The organism is Achromobacter sp. Bel (assembly GCF_012928505.1).
Classification (GTDB): domain Bacteria; phylum Pseudomonadota; class Gammaproteobacteria; order Burkholderiales; family Burkholderiaceae_B; genus Achromobacter.
Map to the genome: position 1 here is coordinate 25,664 of NZ_JABBJN010000035.1, position 16,583 is coordinate 42,246.

Below are 16,583 nucleotides of genomic sequence, written 5' to 3' on the forward strand. Positions count from 1 at the left end.
CGCTTCCACCCGTACGCACAGCTCTGCATCGCACGCCTCAGCGGCCGCGCTCGATCACGCGTCGATTTCCCTGCTGGCTGCATGTCAACGTGCCGCGATACTTGTCGCACAGGTCATCCAGCAACGCCGTCACACACGCGCCGCTGACCGGTTGTGCAATGACGACCGTGCCGACGTCGCCTTTCAATTGAATATCGGCGTTTGAGTTGCTGCGCAGGCCTTCCGCGATGGAGCCTAGTGTTCGCGGCGCCCCGGAGAAGGCTTCGCCTCCGGCAGGGAATCGCTGATTAAGCTGCGTATACGCCAGCCACCACAGCACAAGCGACATCAATATGAGGAAAAAGCCGACGGGCGCCCTCAACCGATATTTATCAATCCACAGAATGGTCGGCGGATCGCCCGGCCCGGCTCGTCGACGGACCAACAAGTACACCCCTAGCGCCAGGAAACCCGCCCCCAGCACGACAAGCAGGATCAACATGGTCAAATCCAACCCGGGCAATTCTCGCACGCAGCTCATATCCATGGCTGATCACCGTTTCTCGGGAGTGAAGAACAACACCAGCAATTGCGACTGCTGACGAAAATCCATCAGCACGAAGCCCTGTCCGATCTCGAACTGGCTGTTGGCGCTCCACTTGACGGTCTGCGGCGCCTGCTTGCCACGAAAAACCTCGGAAATAACCTGGCTGTACTTTCTTGAGAAATCCCCAATTTCCGCGTCCATCTGCTTGACCGGCAGATCGGCGCGCACAACGGCCTCGCGGAACAGGCTGGCGCGACTCAGAACGGGCAGGGCGGCTTCAATGAATTTGCTATCGCTCAAAGAAGCCGGATCGCCGGATTTCGCAAACGCCAGGTAGCGCGCAAAAATCTCGGGCGCAATTCGCAATTGCGCATCGAACGCCTCCTGGCCGAGCAGCGCATTGACGACCGCACGATTCGCTCCGACACCCGAGAACCCGAATTCGCATTCGCGCCCGCTGCTGTGTCTTTGGACGGTGCACATACCATCAATGCTGTACGCGAGGTATTGCTTGGATGCGAATGGGCATTCGCAGCGTCTCAGAGGTGCCGGCTCCGGCGCGGCGATGCCAGTCTGACCAATGGCCTGGGCGTGAGCGACGCCGTTTGCCATCGCCACCACGGCGCCCATGGCTGCCAGGATTTTCAACGGAAATCGACGGTTCAGCATGCGTGTACCTCGTCTTTCCAGCAATGGGTGCGAACGGGCGTCCGCCGCCACATTTGATATCGAGATCACGTGGCCCAAGGCGGGATTAATCCGTAAAAGGCGCCACATCATCCGGGATGGTATCCACGTCGCCCATCCGTCCCCACGCACAGGGACAGCGCCGCCCTGGAGCGCCTTGCCTTGCGACGGCATGGCGCTTGCTGCACGACAGCAGCGGCGCAAGGGGTTCCGGCGCGCCGCGCACGCATCCGCCGGAGCCGATGATCAAGAGGAGCAACCATGGCAACACGCAAGGAACGAAATGTGGCGATTCTGGCCGTCGACGGCTTCGAGCAGGTAGAGATGACCGGCCCGCGCGACAGCCTTCAGGCAGAAGGCGCGCGCACGGTGCTGATTTCCGCCAAGACCGATCCGATCCTGGGCATGCACCACGACAAGCCCGGAGACCGCTTTCCCGTGGATATGACTTTTTTACAAGCCGCGTCGGAACCGGAGGTGTTCGACGCGCTATTGCTGCCGGGCGGGGTGGTGAATGCCGACGAAATTCGCATGCAACCCAAGGCGCAGGAATTCGTGCGGGCGATCTTCAAGGCGGGCAAGCCCGTGGCCGTCATCTGCCATGGCGCCTGGCTGCTGATATCTTCAGGCGTCGTGCAAAACCGCAAGATGACCAGTTGGCCGTCGCTACGCGACGACCTGGTAAACGCTGGCGCGCAATGGGTCGACGAGGAAGTCGTGATCGACGGATCGCTGGTATCCAGCCGCAAGCCTGACGACATCCCCGCCTTCAGCCGCGCATTCATTGAACTGCTGCAAACTACGACGCGCTAAGCATAGCGCTCGTCATGCGGCGGCTCTGCGCCGCCCTGTTGGTGTCTGCCGCTTACGCCGAGCTACGGGGCGGCTGGATCATCTTCCAGCCATTGCCGGCCGGATCTCGGAACCCCGCATCGACGCTGCCGTAGCGTTCGGTCGGTTCCTGGGTGAACTCCACGCCCAGCGCCTTCAGTCTTGCGTAGCTGGCCCGGCAATCCGCCACCGCCAACACCAGCGGCGGCATGGCCCCTTTGGCGACCATGGCACGCAGGGTTTTCGCGGTGGCTTCGTCATGGACGGGTGGGCCCGGCGTGAATAAGCCAAGCTGGAATGCAGGCTGCTCCGGATGCTGGACCGTCAGCCAGCGGTACGGGCCATTGCGCACATCCGTATGGACGCGGAATCCCAGTTTGTCTACGTAGAACGCCAGCGCCTCATCCTGGTCGTCGACGTAGACGCCCACCACATTGATACCTTCGTTCATGGCTTCTCCTTCGTTGAGGACCCCACTGTATTGCCGGCCAAGCGGCGGCGCTTCTCCAAAACTGCGGTGTCCAGATCAGGACGCTGCGACGCTTTCACGACACATGCCGGAACCCGGCCGATGTCAGGCATCGTCGCCCGAGCCTGGCTGCGCATGGCGCTGGGCGACAAGCCCGTGACGTCATGGAAAATTCGGCCGAACGTGCCCAGGCTTTGCCAGCCGGTCGAAAAGGCGATGTCCGTGATGCTGAGCTCGGTGTCGCGCAACAACGAGACCGCCTGCTCGATCCGGCGCGTCAGCAGATAGCGGTGCGGCGGAAGGCCAAAAGCCCGCTTGAAGGAACGCGCGAAATAGGCCTCGGATACCCCGCTGACCTCGGCCAGCCGGCTGACCGGCCAGGCCTCGTGCGAGGCAGCATCCATGCGGTCTTTGGCCCGCAGCAAACGACGCAGCAGGGCGGCATCCTGCAATGGTTCCGTCGCGGCCGGATCCGAAGGGGAATCAGGTGGCGGGGCATGAGGGACGGCGCGGGATCTCATGATGTCCGGTGCTGGAGAAGGGCGGAGTGTTCGAGTGTAGAGGACGGGCCCGCGCACAATCTCATCCGGAGTATGCACACGGGCATATTGGCCCTCGGCATCGGCTTTTTCAGACATCAAGCGTCTCCTTGAGTTTGGCGAAAAATGAGGCAGGGAGGTCATCGAATCAGAACTTTCACCATCCATAGCGAGGCCTCCGTCACCATAACTCGCACGGAAGTTGAAATCCGACGAAGAGAAAGACAGAGAACGTAATGTCTCGCGCCCTGCAACGGGTTCAAGAATGCGGGCAGCGCCCACGTCCGGCAGGGAGTAGACTGACCGCCTTCCTTTGCCTTTTCGAGTCCATATCCATGATTGTGAAAGCCTTGCGTGTCGGCCTGGGTCAATTGATCGTCGCGGGCGACGCCCTGACGCGGCCGCGCCCGCAGAAGCGTTCGCCGCAAGGCCAGGCCGCCGTGAACCAGGAAGCGGCCGCGCTTGCGCTGTACCAATTCCACGCCTGCCCGTTTTGCGTGAAGACGCGACGCGCCATGCATCGCCTGAACGTGCCGGTGGCCCTGCACGACGCCAAGCGCGATCCGCAGGCGCGCGAACAATTGCTGGCCGGCGGCGGCAAGGTCAAGGTGCCCTGCCTGCGTATCGAAGAAGCGGGCGACACGCGCTGGATGTACGAGTCCAGCGACATCATCGCCTACCTTGAACAACGCTTCGCCAACGTCGCCTGAGCGGAGTTTTCCAAGATGACGCGCCTTGTCCGCCGATCGGCCCTGACGCTGTGCGCGGCAAGCGCGCTGGCGGGTTGCGAACCTTCGCTTCCGCCGCCACCGCCAGGGTCGGCGCTTACCGCCGAAACCATCGCCACGCGTGAAACGCCGCCGCAACACCAGTTCAAAGGCGTGCTGGCCGGCAAGCCCATTCACCTGATCGTCAACAACTGCAAGGTCTACAAAGTGGACCCGGCTGAAGGCGAGAACGTGAGCTGGACCCTGGTGCTGGAAGGTGAGTTCTATCCGCTACCCACGACATGCATCCGCCAATCGCTCACCGAAGGCAAGGGCTTTATCACGGCCTTCATCGGGCGGCAGGCGTTCGGCGCGGGCGGGTGTTGCACGGGGACTCCCGAGTACCGTTCAAAAGACGGGCTGACCTGGAAGCCGCATTGACGGGCGTCAGGCCTGCCGCCAGCGGTGGGCTGGGGCAGCGCTCAGTCAGCGCAGATCGGCCACATTGACCGTCCTCGCCTCACACGCCTGCACCAGCTCGGGATCATGGCTGGCGAACAGTACGACGCGATCTTTCGCCCAGGCCTTGAACACCTCGGCCAGCACGGCGCGGCCCTGTGCATCGAACCCGTTGCTGGGCCCGTCCGCGATCACCACCGCCGGATCCCCCAAGGCGGCCGCCGTCACGAAGACCTTGCGGCGCGTACCCGTCGACATCTGTTCAAAGCGCTTGTCCAGATGCGGCTCCAACCCCAGCCGGTAAGCCAGATCAATCACCGCGTCATCCACGGCAACCTGCTTGTCCGCGGCGACTTGTTCCAGCAACGCACGCCCCGTCATTGTCGGAAAGGCCATGCAGTTGTCCGGCACATAAGCCAGTCGGGCACGAGCCTCTTGCGGCGCAAGGGTCAGCGAATGCCCGTTGATCCAGACGTCTCCGGCATCCGGCGCAACCGCGCCCGCGATGATGCCCAGCAAGCTGGACTTGCCGGTGCTGTCTTCTTCGCATAGCGCCACGCATCCCGGGCCGAACGTGTGAGTCAGCCCTTGGAATACAAGATAGTCGCCGTAGCGCTTGGTGAGATTGTCGATGCGTAGCATGCCGGAAGTGTACGCACGAACGCGGTCTGCGGCCAGATCCTGCATCCGGATTTTGGCCGTGTCCGATCAGGTATATTCGTCGCACCCATGACCCGAAAAATCAATCTGACTCCGATTCCCTGGCCCGTCGGCGCGGCCAGTGCGATAGCGATATTCGCCCTGATCTGGCTGCTTTCCAAGCCTGGCATGCCACTCTTCGACGCCAGCCGGCTATCGGTGATCAGCGTCTGGACGGGCGCGCTCGCCATACTTTGCCTGGTCTACATCAAGCGCTACGCGCTGGCCTTGTGGCTGCACGGCGCACTGGCCGCGTGCTTCTGGACCCGCCTCTTCGCCGGCGCAGATCGCGAACGAGCGCGGGCGTTCGGGCCGTATGGCCTGGGCGAGCAACTGAACGGGATCATCACCGGCGACCTCTTCCCGCTTTTCTGCATCGCGACGCTGACGAGCCTGATGCTGATCGCAGCCAGCATCGGCAGCGTAAAGCTGTCCTACCGGGCAAGCCGGGGGACGCCGTGATGCTGACGGGATTCACGTTCTATCACTACGGGATGGTGGCCGGTTACGCGCTGCTGTTCGCCGCGGTGCATTGGCTGCTGGTCTTGGCGGCGTTGCGCTTTGCCGGCCGACGCATGCCCGGCTGGCCGTTTGGCGCGGGCGCCGCGATGCTGGCAGTGGCCGTCGCCGGCCTGTCCTTCGGCAACATGCAGCGCGACGGCTTGGCGGCTGGACTGGAACAACGCGTCGGCCCGGAGTTGGGAGGCGTTTGCCGGCAAGCCGAACAACTGATCGCGGACATGGGCGGCAACGCCTCGCCCGAGGACGAACCGCTGCGCGAGAAAATCCAGCAGGCCCTGCGGGCCCATTTTTCACAATCGGCCCGGAGCCGCTTTGAAGACGACCGGTTTGCCCCCGTGTCGGTGGTGGAGTCCGGACAGGATCCGAAATGGGGCGATCTGGTCATTGCACTGCGGACGCATGGCGCGGGCCGCGACCCCGTGCATGTCGGTTGCTACAACCAATACGAGCATCGCTACAGCGGCTTCTCCGGCGGCACCAAGCCGTATTGGCGCTGGGATGCCGATCCGATCCCGTTCGAGAACATCGTGTTTTTCCGTCAGGACCCGCGTCGCCAGCCTGTGGTGAGCGATGACGCGGCGGGGCAATAAGGAACATGCAGATGAATCGGCAAGACTATCAAGCCGCGCTGCGGCGCGTGCTGGACCAGCACTCCGACAAGGCACAAGCGCGCTTGACCGCGCTGATCGCAGCTCTGCCTGAAAAAGCCCGCGAAATCCACGTCGGCATTTTCCCGGACCAGGACGGCGAGGGCACGTTCTCCGTCGTCGTCAGCCTCGAAGGCCCCGACCTGTATGTGCTGAACAAGGCAGTGGATGCGCATCGCACCTTGTTCGACGTCCGCCATACTGCCAGCGGGGTAACCCCGGCCGTGCCGATGTTCGGCTTGGACGAGCCCGCCTTTGTCGTGCAGGACGCCATCGTCGATACGACTGCGGACTGGATCGAAGCGCTGTGGGCAAACGTCGGGCGGGGCAAGTCGCCGTTGCCCGGGCTGATCTATGGCGACGAGGACGCCGGCACGTCGATGCCGCGCGAACTGCCTGTTTGACTCAACCTCCAGCACGCCGGAACGCCGGAACGCCGGAACGCCAAGCAAGCGTGATGCGGCGGCTGGGGTATAAACGAAACCCATCGTTCAGAGCAAAGGAATCTCGTGTCGAACAAACTCGGGGCAGGTCGTTTTTTTGCCGCGACAACAGGGGTCATCCGGCAGCAGGGCCGCGCCATGCTGGCCGCCGCGCCGTGGTCGCTTGCGGTGTTCACGCTGTCACTGCCGTTCGCCTTGGCGGACACCCCGCTGTACCGGCTGACGGATCTGGTGTTTGTCGCGCTGACGCTGATCAACCTGATCGCGTTCGCGCGCATGACGTTCGCCTGGCATCGGGTCGTCGTCCTGGGGACCGCCCCGCGCGACACCACCGCGCGCGGCGGCACGGCCGAGGCCAAGCACCTCGTCCTGCTAGGCGCGATCGCCATCGCCGTCGCTGCCTTGGGTCGTGCGACCGGCAATTTGCCGTTTGTGGTCTATGTGCTGCTGAACGGCGCGGAAGACTTCCGGTTCTGGGGCGCGTTGATCGCGTCGGCGACGGTCATCTGGCTGCCTGTCCTGTACGCGCTTGCGACGTATGGGCTGAGCCTGCCGCGCGTCGCGGCGACCGGTGAATACGGCTTTGGCAACATCCGCGCGGCAATGCCCTACCCGCGTTGGCCGCTGATGCTCGTGCTGCTGGCGCTGGTCGTCGTGGCCGGCTTCACCGCAAGTGTGCTGTCTCCACTGACGTACACGTTCGTGACGGGTGCTGATGTGGCCTATGCCGCGTTAGGCGTCGTACTTAGTGTCCTGGCTACGTTCGTCGTGACGGCGATGTATGCGGTCGCGTATCGCGACGCGACGGGCGGGGCAGACGAAAACGCGTGACGGCTTCGAGCCCGCTGCGGCCCGATCAGGCTTCCTGAGTTCTGCTACGCAGTGTGCAAGGTCCGCAACAGGCGCCTTGCATCATTGCCCGGCAGCGCCATGAAAGCGCTCCCACGCAGCCTCCTCGATGCCCTGAATCACGGTGCCGTCTTCATCCGTGATCGTGAACGCCTGCTGGCTGTCCCCGATGCTGGCCTCCCCGTCCAGACCCAGCAGCAGCGCAACCATCGTGTCTTTGACCACCGTGTCGAGCACGCCCTGCATCTGAACGGATTGCTCGGCTGACAACCCCATTGCCCGGACCTTGGCGGCGACCTCACTGGCCGCGTCCGGCGCCATGAAGGCGGCCAGCAATTCGGCCCTTAGCGCATCCCAGTTGGCGACAAATTCCTTGGCGTCCATTTCGCTTCCTATTCGAATCCTAGTCAGTCCCCCACCGCCCGGATCTGGTTCGGCTCGGCCGCCGACACCGGCTTGTAGTACAGGGTGGGCGCCCGATACGTGAGATCGCGCAGCGCGGCATCCAGCGTGGGCAAATTGAAACTGGCCGCGCTCGGCGCCTGCCGGAAATCATCCAGGCTGGCGGGCAGGCGCGTCAGGGTCAGCGAGTCCATCGTGCAGGTGGGGCCAAGGGAAGTGTCTTCGCACGAATCAGGCGTCATGACCGGCTGGTCGACGGGCAACACAAAGCCGTCCGTCAGCACCACCTCGCCCGCTTCAAGCTTGATCGCCGCGATCGGCGAGAACGTCAGTTCGGCTTCGATGCCAGGCGCCGGCACGGCATCGGCCTGTCCCGCATTGAACGCGATTTCGCCGTTGATCCGCCAGCGCACCTCGCGCGCTGCCTCGTCGCAGCCGCCGCCCGCCCGCAACATCACCTCGCAGCCCTTGCCCAAGCCGTCGTCATCCTCCAGCCCGGTTTTCGTTCCGGGCGTGCTCATCTTGAACTCGCGGTCCACGGCGTAATCCAGCGTCGCGATGCCGATCTTCTTCAGCCGCTCCATGGCGCTTTGCGGCGGCACGGTTTCGGGCAATTCGGTACGAGGCTGATGATACGTAATGCGGTTGAGCCGGTATTCACCCGGCCACACGGGAATCACCTGATACAGCAGCTTGCCGCGCACCGTCTGGAACTGCGGCCCGGGGTCCGTGGGGGCCAGCTTGTGGTCCCCCGCGCCGGCGCTGATTACGTAACCCTCTTTCGACTTGTGGTTCCAACGCATGAACGTGCTGCGCTGGCGCACGAAACGGTCGCGCGTCGCGTCGTCATTGAAATCGCGCGGGGGCTCCGCGTCCAGGTTCAGGGTCGGAATCACCAGCAACGCCATGCCGTCCTGCCGCGCGTTGCCCAACAATGCGTCCACATTCGCACGATGGCGCTCCACCAGCGCGGCCGTGCGCGCAGCGAAATCCGGCTCGGCGGGCTGGGCAAACGCCAGCACCGGGGCGAAAAGGGCGATCAGGCAAACGCGGGCACGCGTGAGGGAAAACGGCATCGTTCTGGGGTCCTGTTTCCGAAGCGGGAAGGAACGGGGCATTGCGAACGGTAGGGTGAGGCAATACCCCGGCGGGGAAAGGCGGGGTCATGATATCGCGTTGGCGCGGCGCCCTGCCTAACAGCCAGTCTGTGTGGCCAGCCACACCGTCGCGCCGCCACACGCCGGGTCCTCCTGCTGATGCCGAACTACTGAGAATCCGTTTTCCGCCAGCAGTTGACGATATTCGCTGGCATCCAGACTGCCGTGATAAAGCGGCTTGCCTTCAAACGTCCCAATGGCTTCGCCCAACGCCGTGCCGCTGGTGAACATCAACACCGCGCCCGGCGCGGCCAGGCGCCGAAAGAGGGGAAACATCAGCCGCTGATCGTCGGGCCGAAGGTGGAAAAAGCTGTGCCAGGCAATCAATCCATGAAACGGTCCGATGCCGGTCAACTGCCGCATGTCGGCGGCGATCCAATGATGGTCAGGAAACGACGCCTTGGCCCGGGACAGCAGCGGCAACGAGGTATCGATGCCGGTGACGCGGCAGCCGTTTTCGATCAGATGGCGGGCGATGGGAACGCCGGTGCCGCAGCCGATATCCAGCACCTGCGGATGCGGGACGGCAAGGCGTTCCAGGAAGGCGGTCAGCCAGGCGCGCTCAATCAATTCAGTACTCCGCTGCGCCGCAAACGCCGCGGCGTGTGTTTGGTACAGGGCGATCACGTCGTCAGCGGGAGAGGAGGGCATGTCAGGACTTTGGCAATGTGGATGGAGGCATCTTAAAAGATGCGCATTACACCCGTCCTCTGGGCAACGTTAGAAAAATAGGTGCCTGACTAACAAGTCATCTGCTAATTCGTAGTCTGACACCTTTTATTCCAAGCCCGCGCCTGCTCCAGCATGGCGTCCACCAAGGTCCCCAAGTGATCGCACAAGCCTTCCACGCCGCCCATCAACGCCGCCACTGTCCACGCGTCTAGCGGCTGCCCGCCGGTCGCGTCCGGCTCGGACGCGCTATTGCCCACCATGCGGGTCATGACCGCGATGGCGTAGCGGGCTCGGTCGATTTGGTGGAGAGGGGAAATGGGAACCAGGCCGTGCTCGGCGTCGGCGTCGACGGACCAGGGGCTTTGGGTAAGGGGGTGGGATTGCATGGACTTCCTCCGACGATGTGGGAAATCCCGCTACCCCACTTCCAAATGGGGTGGGCGGGCGCAGGACAAGGTTGGAAGACCGGAATCGTCGGAAACCGGCGTGCGACTAGCGCACCCCTGCCAAGGCCCGCCCATTGGGCGTGCGAAGGCATGCGGACACGAGGTCCGCACCGACGAATTTACCGGCTTCCAAACCGAGCTACCGTTGTGGCGGTAGTGGGGCGAGTATACGGGAGGAGGTCTGGGGCTATCCGTGGGATGAATGACAAGTTTGCCATCGGGTAATGCTACTCATACCCTGACTAGATGTCGGCTTCCGGCCAGAAACGGTCAGCCATGGCAGACTTCCGGGTGACGGCTTCAGGCTGATTCCAGCCAATCTCCGTGATCGAACCGAGCGACGGCTCACATTAATACCCGACCTCCGACCACAGCTGACGCGACTCCCTGCTTTACTGCGGGCTGTCGTCGAGCCGCCTTAGGAACTCCGAATTCCAAGCACATCCTGGAGCGCAGAAACAAGCCTCCTTGCAGGGGAGTTGCTATGATCTTTTGACGTGCCCTGTTCCTTGAGCAGTTTCTGCCACTACTGCGAGGCTCCGGCGCGGCAATGTGAGCTGATAGGTGCGTGTGCAGGAACTAGTGTTCCGCAAGCGGCGTCACAAGGCCGTTTGCTCGGTCAATACCTTTGCCGGCCATCCCATTCCATGTCTGAAGAGATTAAGAACACTGCGATAACCGCCGCCGGCTACATCTATCAGAATCGGCAGGGACTGAGGCTTCTTTGCGATTGGCTAGATGCGCCGGCACGCCTCACCCGTGTGAAGTTTGAGTGTGACGACGAGGCCGTTGCGCCGAAGGGACTGGACGACATCGTTGCTGAGCGCGCAGATGACCTCATCGATCTGGAGCAGGTCAAGTACACACCGAACCCGGGTGCGCACGCGCTGAGCTGGGAGTGGATGCTTGAGAAGGCAGGCACGACTGCGCGGTCGAGGTCCATGCTTCGGAAGTGGTTTGACGCGTTCGCCGCTTTGGACCCCGCTCGGGTTGGCGTCTTATCGCTGAGGACGAATCGCCGGCCAGATGCAGAAGTTGAGGCATGCTTGTCCGGGGGGAAGATCGACCTCGCCAAAGTTCCTGAGCCGCGGCGCTCAGCGTTAATCGCCGAGCTGGGCGACCAGGAGAAGTGCGAAGCCTTCTTCAGTCAGCTGCAGGTTCTTCACAGCGACAAGGGGTTCGAATCGCTCGAGCACGAGGTCGATGCTCGACTGCACCGGCACGGCACGCCTGAGGGCATTGCGAACCTCAAGAATGTCGCTTTGAACTGGGCGATTCGGAAGAATTCCCCGCCGCCTGACGGGTGGATCTCCTTGAACCAGGTGCACACAATCCTGCGAGCTACGCCGGCAGCACCCTTGCCTGAAGACTTTTTCGTGCCGCTCGGATATGAAGTGCCAGACGAAACGTTCCACCGGGACTTCGTGCGCGATACCGCCGCGGGTGCTGGACAGGCATTCGTGCTCACGGGGCCGCCTGGCCGCGGGAAGAGCACGTACTTGAGCGCGCTCTGCGACAAGCTTGCTAGCTTGGACATTCCCGCGGTCCGTCACCACTACTTCCTGTCGACGACCGAGCGGGGGCGAGACCGCGTGCACAGCTATGTGGTTGAGCAGTCCATCACGGCTCAGGTCAAGCAGTTTCATCCAGGGGTTCAGGAACTCGGTGACTTGCGAGGGCTCCTCGAAGCTTGCGCGGCCTACTACGAGGGTAAGGGCAAGCCGTTCGTGCTGGTTCTGGACGGCTTGGACCATGTCTGGCGCATCAATGCTGCCGACAAGCGTCCGCTGGACGACTTGTTCTCGCAGGTCTTGCCGTGTCCGGACAACATGGTTCTGTTGGTGGGCACGCAGCCGGTTGACGACGCCCAGCTTCCTAGGGACCTCTTGGCGGTAGCCCCGAAGGCCAGTTGGCGTGAGTTGCCAGCGATGTCCGAGAACGCAGTGTTGTCGTACCTGCGTAAGGCTGTTGACGAGGGCAGACTGTCAACCCGATTCGACGATGAGGGGCAGTCGGAGCGCCAACTGCAGGAGGCGGCGACCGCGCTTCGCAAGAAGACCAACGGTCACCCACTGCACGTCATCTACGCCACCGCGGAGGTTGAGCATGCCGGGGGCGACCTGGACAGCTGGGATATTGAGCGGCTGCAAGGAGACATGACCAAGGAGGTTAAGTTCTACTACGCGTCCCTGTGGGAAGAACTGCCACCCAGTCTGAAGGACACGCTGCGCTTGGTGTGCGCATTCCCCTTCTTCTGGCCGAAGGCTGGGTTCTTGGAGATTGCGGCGAAGCTTGGCACTGCTCAGCCCGATGTCGCGAAGGTGGAGCACCTGCTGCATTCTTCGGCGGCTGGCCTGAAGGTCTTCCACGAGAGCCTGGCCGTCTTTGTGCGCTCAACACCGGACTACGACGAGCGCATCAAGGAACTGTTGCCGGCGGTGGCGGGATGGCTTGAAACATCGGCACCGCCTTCTTTGCGCGTCAACTGGCTCTGGTCGGTTCAGGCCAGGCTCGGTGACCCCAAGAACCTCATTGCCGGGTTGACCCGCGACTGGATCATGCTCCGCCTGGAAGAAGGCTATCCAGAGTCGCTGTTCGACACCTTGTTGTCGGAGGCCATGGTCGCGGCGCTGGATACCAATGCGTTTGCCGACGCCTACCGCCTTGACCATCTCAGGGCGCGGATGGTCCGTGGCAGCGAGTTTCAGATGCAGGACGACGACATGGCTCGGCTTGTGTCGTTTACGCTGAGGCTGACAGCCGACGACGGCGTTGTCCGAGAGGCTGTGGCGTCGCGGCACGAGACGGACATTCTGCGTGTGGCAGCCCTTGGATTGGCCTTGCAGGCGCGAGGACATGCGGTACTGGCCAAAACCTGTGGTTCTGAGGCACTGCGGCGTTTCAGAGGTCTCAGCCGCTTCTCTACGCGGTACTCGTCAAACGAAGGAACTGCTGATTTCAAGTTCTTGGTCGAGGCGTTCGCGCGCTTGGGTGTCATCGGTGCGACGTCTGAGGCGTTTGCCGAGCTGGTTCGCGAGAACGCCCCTGTCGTGTGGATGCCGAGAGCCCGGATGCTGGTTGATGAGGGCGTGCTGGACGACCTGATGGACGCGGCCACCCCGCTGCCGCCCGACGATCCGGATAAGAGTATTCTCAGCGACGTATGCGTCCGGGCGGCTGCAACGGCCGGGGTGAGCATCTTTGACCGCGACGACTTCAACAAACTGGCGCGAACCCCATTCGTTGCCGCATTGGAGGCCGCCCACACACGGAACTCCAAACCGCTGAACGAGCCCATCCCCATTGAGTGGCTCAAGGGTGACTACTACGAGCGCAAGGACGACCTGAGTGCGCTCGTTCATCATTGGTTCTTCAGCGGCGTTCACTTGAGCCTTTGCATGAAGGCAGAAGGACAAACCGGCTTCGAGTTCGTGCGGGCGCCCACCTACGAGGACAGGAGGAACATCAGCTACTTCTTGAATTCCCTCTCAGCGATTGCAGCTCAGGTTGCTGAGCGCTGGTGGCGCGGGGAGTTCGTGGACTTTCATGAGCTGTTCGAACTGCTCAAGCCTATCCAGTTCAGGCGCTTCAGGCAGGGTCACGATGCCAGCTCAGCAGCGGAGGATTTCCGGGCTGGACTGCATCGCATTGCCTGCGACATCCGGCTGGGGAGCTGCCTACTTGCCGGTCGCGACGATGTTGACCTCACTGAGGCCACCATGGTCGCCTCAGCTACTGGCGAGTGGTTCGACCCTGCGTCCTTCCGCACCCAGTACGCGGCAGGATTGCTGACTAGGATGAGCGATGAAGCTGCAGCGGCCTTCATCCAATCCCAACGCGTCCTGCTCAATGGTGAGATCCGCCAGGAGACCAGCGTTCATCTTCAGACGCCTCTGCAACTCTGCGGCATCACCCTTAGCCACGGCTTAAACGCCAGCGCCCGGGAACTCTGCGCGCAGACTTGGGAGCTGGTGACCGGCTACGGGCATCGCAAGGACCCCACGTTGAACAACACCGTCGACGCCATTGACTACCTGGTGGAGGTCGTGCCAGACGATGCTCGACGGCTGCTCAGCTTGATTTCGCCCCAGATCCACCGCGTGCTGGACTTCACGGACGGAAAGGGCACGAGGCACGTGCTCTCAGCCGCTGACCGCCTGTTGGCGAAGCTCTGCCCACCAGCTCTGGTGGTGAAGTATGAGGAGCACACGGACGCCGGCGATTGGTCGCATGCGGAGGACAGCCTGCGGGCGTACGTAGAGCAGGGCGTGCGGGACGGTTGGCCCCTGGATGCGCTTATGCGCACGGGTGTTCACCCAGAGGTCCGAGACGCGTTGATGCAGCTTGAACGCAATGGTCAGGATGGCGCTGCCGAGCGGCTGCGTGTGCTCAGGGAGCATGCCGGCTGGGACGTCGGCGTGCTTCAGCGTGCAGACTCGTCTAACGGCGACATTGACAGCAAGCCGTATACGGGCGATGTCACCACGTTTGCACCGGAGCAGGTCGACGAGATGCTGGCAAGCCTGTCGACCAGCTACAACGAGAAGAAGAGGCTCTTTCGGACATGGTACGAGCACTGGGATAAGGCCGGACATGGCAAGCGCCTTCTCGCGGCGTTGGACGGCTTTCTTCGGTCAGACGAGGGGCGCATGAATGGCATCCTCGAACTGTCTGACCTCGCCTTTGAGACGAGGCGCAGGCTGAGCGGCTCGAAGGCTGCGTGGAATTACCTCGTTCAGGCACAGGTCCGGAAGGGTGCATGGCTGGGCTTCGCGGAGAGCGAAAAAAAGACGCGTGAGAGGCTGGATATGGTCCTTCAGCACTACCCGAGTCGTTGCGACGAGTTCGTCGCTGATACGACGTATGGCATGTTCGGAGAGCCCGAGCCGCCGCGTGTAGCGCCGACGAATCTGATGGTCTATTTCTATGCACGGCAGAAGCGCGTTGCCGACGCCGTGAAGTTCGCCGAGATGATGGTGAATTGCGTTCTTGAAGACACCCGAACCCTTCCGCTGGAACGGCCACGCTGGGCGGAAGAGCTCGACGCGGCGAGGGCGAAGGGCACATGATGGATGACCTTCGCATCCTCGTCGCTAGGCTGGGCTGGCCGTCGACGGCTGCACGGTGGTGGACCATGCAGGAGCTCGCCGCTCGGCTGGGCGCGCCGGCGTCCAAAGCGGCGACGGAGGCCGCACTTCTTGAATTCCTCGGCACAAGGAAGCTCGAGGCCGAGGTGGTGGAGGCGCTCTTCGTCTTTTGGATGGCCGCGCAGGCGCACGGGTACGAGGCCAGCCAGAAACTGGCCGAGAGCATTCCTAAGACGTCCGTCCTCTCGGAGCTATTGCTAGAGAGCCTCGGTCTGTGGGCGGACATCCCGGACGAAGGCCTAGAAGAAGTGCCTGAGGACTTCGAGATTCCACAGGATTTCAACGGAGTGCAAGGTGCGGACCTTCCGCGGATGTTCCGTACCTCCATGACGGAACTTGAAGCCGCTACGCGGCTGCCGTTCGTCCGCCAGATGGCTTTCGAGTGGTCGATGAACAAGGAGGCCTATCCGGATGCTCCTTTTCAGGGTGACCCTTGGCATTTCTCGCGCCTCTTGGGTGACGGGTTCAGCTGTCAAATCTCATCTCGGACTGCCTTGCGGATGATCTCCGCCTACCACCGCACGTTGGCGGTTGCTGAGGAGTTCTGGAGCATGCCTCCCGATACAGCGGAAGACCGGGCTCTATTGGCTTTGCCTGTTCACCCGACACTTGCACTGCTTAGGCCTAGGCGGCCAGCTTGGTTTCCAGGGCGAACGGAGTTCGACGGCGATGACGAGGCTATTGGTGGGGCTGTCCGCAGTCTCGTTGAACGGGTTCAGCTAGAGCGTCCCGGCGACGAACTGATGGCCTTCGTGTCTCCCGTTGTGATGTCAATGGACCGCTGTGTGGAGGTCTCGGTCGTCCGGTGGGCGCAGGCGGCAGGTAGCAGCGTCGCTGATGAAGGCTTGGCTGAACACTTGAAGGATCTGTGGAGAACCGGAGAGCCACTCGCTAGCGACTTCCACGAGCCCCTAGGAACGACGACGGTCCTGGAGTCACCGGCACATCAAGCGATAGCCGATCGGGAGAGCAGAGCTTGGCCGCTGGCAAAGCTGCTCGACTTTGAGCGTCTCGGTTACCTGCAGCACGATCTTTATCCTGGCCGCCTCTACTTGCCTGCAATTCCAGGGCGCGGCCAGTTGGAGGTCACGCCTCGTGATGGGGGGCTGGAGGTTAAGTCGGGTAGCGACGTCTTCGCCGATCTCAGCTATTGGAATGCAGGCTGGGGGCCGGTTCGCCCCATGCAGTTCGACGGAAACTGCGGCATGGCCCTTGTCTCCAGAGGTACGGCGTATCGCATATCACCGGATGATGCAGTTCAGGAGGTGCGATCGTTCTACTTCTGGCGTGTGAGAACGCTCCATAGGAAGGGCGGATTCAACGGCTTTGAAGAAAAGCTGTCTTTTGGTGCCACGTTCGTGTGACGCAGCCTCCATTCAAC

At 62.5% G+C, this 16,583-nt stretch carries 18 protein-coding genes; 9 read left to right on the top strand and 9 right to left on the bottom strand.

The window, feature by feature from the left end:
• Positions 1-37: 37 nt before the first annotated feature.
• Both HG262_RS20610 and HG262_RS20615 read right to left on the bottom strand, forming a co-directional pair.
• A complete protein-coding gene (locus HG262_RS20610) occupies positions 38-481 on the bottom strand; it encodes a hypothetical protein (protein WP_248293436.1) in 444 nt (147 codons plus the stop codon).
• A 51-nt stretch (positions 482-532) separates the two neighbouring features.
• Positions 533-1,195, bottom strand: a complete 663-nt coding sequence (locus tag HG262_RS20615; protein ID WP_169272786.1) for a hypothetical protein — start codon at positions 1,193-1,195, stop codon at positions 533-535.
• 279 nt (positions 1,196-1,474) lie between these two features.
• On the opposite strand from HG262_RS20615, the gene HG262_RS20620 reads away from it, so the two are divergent.
• A complete protein-coding gene (locus tag HG262_RS20620) occupies positions 1,475-2,026 on the top strand; it encodes a type 1 glutamine amidotransferase domain-containing protein (RefSeq protein ID WP_169272787.1) in 552 nt (183 codons plus the stop codon).
• Positions 2,027-2,078: 52 nt separating this feature from the next.
• Here the strand turns inward: HG262_RS20620 and HG262_RS20625 are convergent, their stop codons facing one another.
• Together HG262_RS20625 and HG262_RS20630 are read right to left on the bottom strand one after the other, a co-directional pair.
• A complete protein-coding gene (locus tag HG262_RS20625; protein WP_169272788.1) occupies positions 2,079-2,495 on the bottom strand; it encodes a VOC family protein in 417 nt (138 codons plus the stop codon).
• Positions 2,492-2,917, bottom strand: coding sequence for an AraC family transcriptional regulator (locus HG262_RS20630; protein WP_248293438.1), 426 nt, complete (start codon positions 2,915-2,917; stop codon positions 2,492-2,494). Before HG262_RS20630 ends, HG262_RS20625 begins: the two co-directional genes overlap by 4 nt.
• Before the next feature lie 470 nt (positions 2,918-3,387).
• Between HG262_RS20630 and HG262_RS20635 the strand changes: the two genes are divergently transcribed.
• Both HG262_RS20635 and HG262_RS20640 read left to right on the top strand, forming a co-directional pair.
• Positions 3,388-3,762, top strand: a complete 375-nt coding sequence (locus HG262_RS20635; protein ID WP_169272789.1) for a glutathione S-transferase N-terminal domain-containing protein — start codon at positions 3,388-3,390, stop codon at positions 3,760-3,762.
• A gap of 15 nt (positions 3,763-3,777) precedes the next feature.
• The gene (locus tag HG262_RS20640; RefSeq protein ID WP_169272790.1) at positions 3,778-4,200 is read left to right on the top strand and encodes a hypothetical protein; all 423 of its coding nucleotides are present in this window, start codon (positions 3,778-3,780) and stop codon (positions 4,198-4,200) included.
• 45 nt (positions 4,201-4,245) lie between these two features.
• On the opposite strand, the gene HG262_RS20645 is transcribed toward HG262_RS20640, so the two are convergent.
• Entirely contained in the window at positions 4,246-4,860 is a 615-nt protein-coding gene (locus tag HG262_RS20645; protein WP_169272791.1) for an ATP-binding cassette domain-containing protein, read from the bottom strand.
• 87 nt (positions 4,861-4,947) lie between these two features.
• Between HG262_RS20645 and HG262_RS20650 the strand changes: the two genes are divergently transcribed.
• The 4 genes from HG262_RS20650 (at position 4,948) to HG262_RS20665 (ending at position 7,360) form a co-directional block, all read left to right on the top strand.
• On the top strand, positions 4,948-5,379 hold the full coding sequence (locus tag HG262_RS20650) for a hypothetical protein (RefSeq protein WP_169272792.1): 432 nt from the start codon (positions 4,948-4,950) through the stop codon (positions 5,377-5,379).
• Positions 5,379-6,029: a hypothetical protein gene (locus HG262_RS20655; protein WP_169272793.1), complete on the top strand. Its 651-nt coding sequence runs from the start codon at positions 5,379-5,381 to the stop codon at positions 6,027-6,029. Before HG262_RS20650 ends, HG262_RS20655 begins: the two co-directional genes overlap by 1 nt.
• A gap of 11 nt (positions 6,030-6,040) precedes the next feature.
• Positions 6,041-6,490 (top strand): DUF6389 family protein, encoded by a 450-nt coding sequence (locus HG262_RS20660; protein WP_169272794.1) that lies wholly within the window; start codon positions 6,041-6,043, stop codon positions 6,488-6,490.
• A 105-nt stretch (positions 6,491-6,595) separates the two neighbouring features.
• Positions 6,596-7,360, top strand: a complete 765-nt coding sequence (locus HG262_RS20665) for a hypothetical protein (RefSeq protein ID WP_348984406.1) — start codon at positions 6,596-6,598, stop codon at positions 7,358-7,360.
• A gap of 81 nt (positions 7,361-7,441) precedes the next feature.
• Here the strand turns inward: HG262_RS20665 and HG262_RS20670 are convergent, their stop codons facing one another.
• The 4 genes from HG262_RS20670 to HG262_RS20685 form a co-directional block, all read right to left on the bottom strand.
• Complete coding sequence (locus HG262_RS20670; protein ID WP_169272795.1) at positions 7,442-7,762, bottom strand: hypothetical protein; 321 nt, start codon at positions 7,760-7,762, stop codon at positions 7,442-7,444.
• 23 nt (positions 7,763-7,785) lie between these two features.
• Complete coding sequence (locus HG262_RS20675; RefSeq protein ID WP_169272796.1) at positions 7,786-8,856, bottom strand: hypothetical protein; 1,071 nt, start codon at positions 8,854-8,856, stop codon at positions 7,786-7,788.
• Positions 8,857-8,973: 117 nt separating this feature from the next.
• Positions 8,974-9,564: a class I SAM-dependent methyltransferase gene (locus tag HG262_RS20680; RefSeq protein ID WP_348984407.1), complete on the bottom strand. Its 591-nt coding sequence runs from the start codon at positions 9,562-9,564 to the stop codon at positions 8,974-8,976.
• A 128-nt stretch (positions 9,565-9,692) separates the two neighbouring features.
• Positions 9,693-9,995: a hypothetical protein gene (locus tag HG262_RS20685; protein WP_169272798.1), complete on the bottom strand. Its 303-nt coding sequence runs from the start codon at positions 9,993-9,995 to the stop codon at positions 9,693-9,695.
• Between the two features lie 707 nt (positions 9,996-10,702).
• Between HG262_RS20685 and HG262_RS20690 the strand changes: the two genes are divergently transcribed.
• A complete protein-coding gene (locus HG262_RS20690; protein WP_169272799.1) occupies positions 10,703-15,124 on the top strand; it encodes an ATP-binding protein in 4,422 nt (1,473 codons plus the stop codon).
• Positions 15,121-16,566: a multidrug DMT transporter permease gene (locus tag HG262_RS20695; RefSeq protein WP_211187608.1), complete on the top strand. Its 1,446-nt coding sequence runs from the start codon at positions 15,121-15,123 to the stop codon at positions 16,564-16,566. The genes HG262_RS20690 and HG262_RS20695 overlap by 4 nt, the downstream gene beginning before the upstream one ends.
• Positions 16,567-16,583 lie beyond the last annotated feature (17 nt).

Excerpts from the sequence above, each read along its gene's own strand:
- HG262_RS20610 (WP_248293436.1), bottom strand. The coding sequence starts at position 481 with ATGTTGATCCTGCTTGTCGTGCTGGGGGCGGGTTTCCTGGCGCTAGGG.
- HG262_RS20615 (WP_169272786.1), bottom strand. The coding sequence starts at position 1,195 with ATGCTGAACCGTCGATTTCCGTTGAAAATCCTGGCAGCCATGGGCGCC.
- HG262_RS20620 (WP_169272787.1), top strand. The coding sequence starts at position 1,475 with ATGGCAACACGCAAGGAACGAAATGTGGCGATTCTGGCCGTCGACGGC.
- HG262_RS20625 (WP_169272788.1), bottom strand. The coding sequence starts at position 2,495 with ATGAACGAAGGTATCAATGTGGTGGGCGTCTACGTCGACGACCAGGAT.
- HG262_RS20630 (WP_248293438.1), bottom strand. The coding sequence starts at position 2,917 with ATGGATGCTGCCTCGCACGAGGCCTGGCCGGTCAGCCGGCTGGCCGAG.
- HG262_RS20635 (WP_169272789.1), top strand. The coding sequence starts at position 3,388 with ATGATTGTGAAAGCCTTGCGTGTCGGCCTGGGTCAATTGATCGTCGCG.
- HG262_RS20640 (WP_169272790.1), top strand. The coding sequence starts at position 3,778 with ATGACGCGCCTTGTCCGCCGATCGGCCCTGACGCTGTGCGCGGCAAGC.
- HG262_RS20645 (WP_169272791.1), bottom strand. The coding sequence starts at position 4,860 with ATGCTACGCATCGACAATCTCACCAAGCGCTACGGCGACTATCTTGTA.
- HG262_RS20650 (WP_169272792.1), top strand. The coding sequence starts at position 4,948 with ATGACCCGAAAAATCAATCTGACTCCGATTCCCTGGCCCGTCGGCGCG.
- HG262_RS20655 (WP_169272793.1), top strand. The coding sequence starts at position 5,379 with ATGCTGACGGGATTCACGTTCTATCACTACGGGATGGTGGCCGGTTAC.
- HG262_RS20660 (WP_169272794.1), top strand. The coding sequence starts at position 6,041 with ATGAATCGGCAAGACTATCAAGCCGCGCTGCGGCGCGTGCTGGACCAG.
- HG262_RS20670 (WP_169272795.1), bottom strand. The coding sequence starts at position 7,762 with ATGGACGCCAAGGAATTTGTCGCCAACTGGGATGCGCTAAGGGCCGAA.
- HG262_RS20675 (WP_169272796.1), bottom strand. The coding sequence starts at position 8,856 with ATGCCGTTTTCCCTCACGCGTGCCCGCGTTTGCCTGATCGCCCTTTTC.
- HG262_RS20685 (WP_169272798.1), bottom strand. The coding sequence starts at position 9,995 with ATGCAATCCCACCCCCTTACCCAAAGCCCCTGGTCCGTCGACGCCGAC.
- HG262_RS20690 (WP_169272799.1), top strand. The coding sequence starts at position 10,703 with ATGTCTGAAGAGATTAAGAACACTGCGATAACCGCCGCCGGCTACATC.
- HG262_RS20695 (WP_211187608.1), top strand. The coding sequence starts at position 15,121 with ATGATGGATGACCTTCGCATCCTCGTCGCTAGGCTGGGCTGGCCGTCG.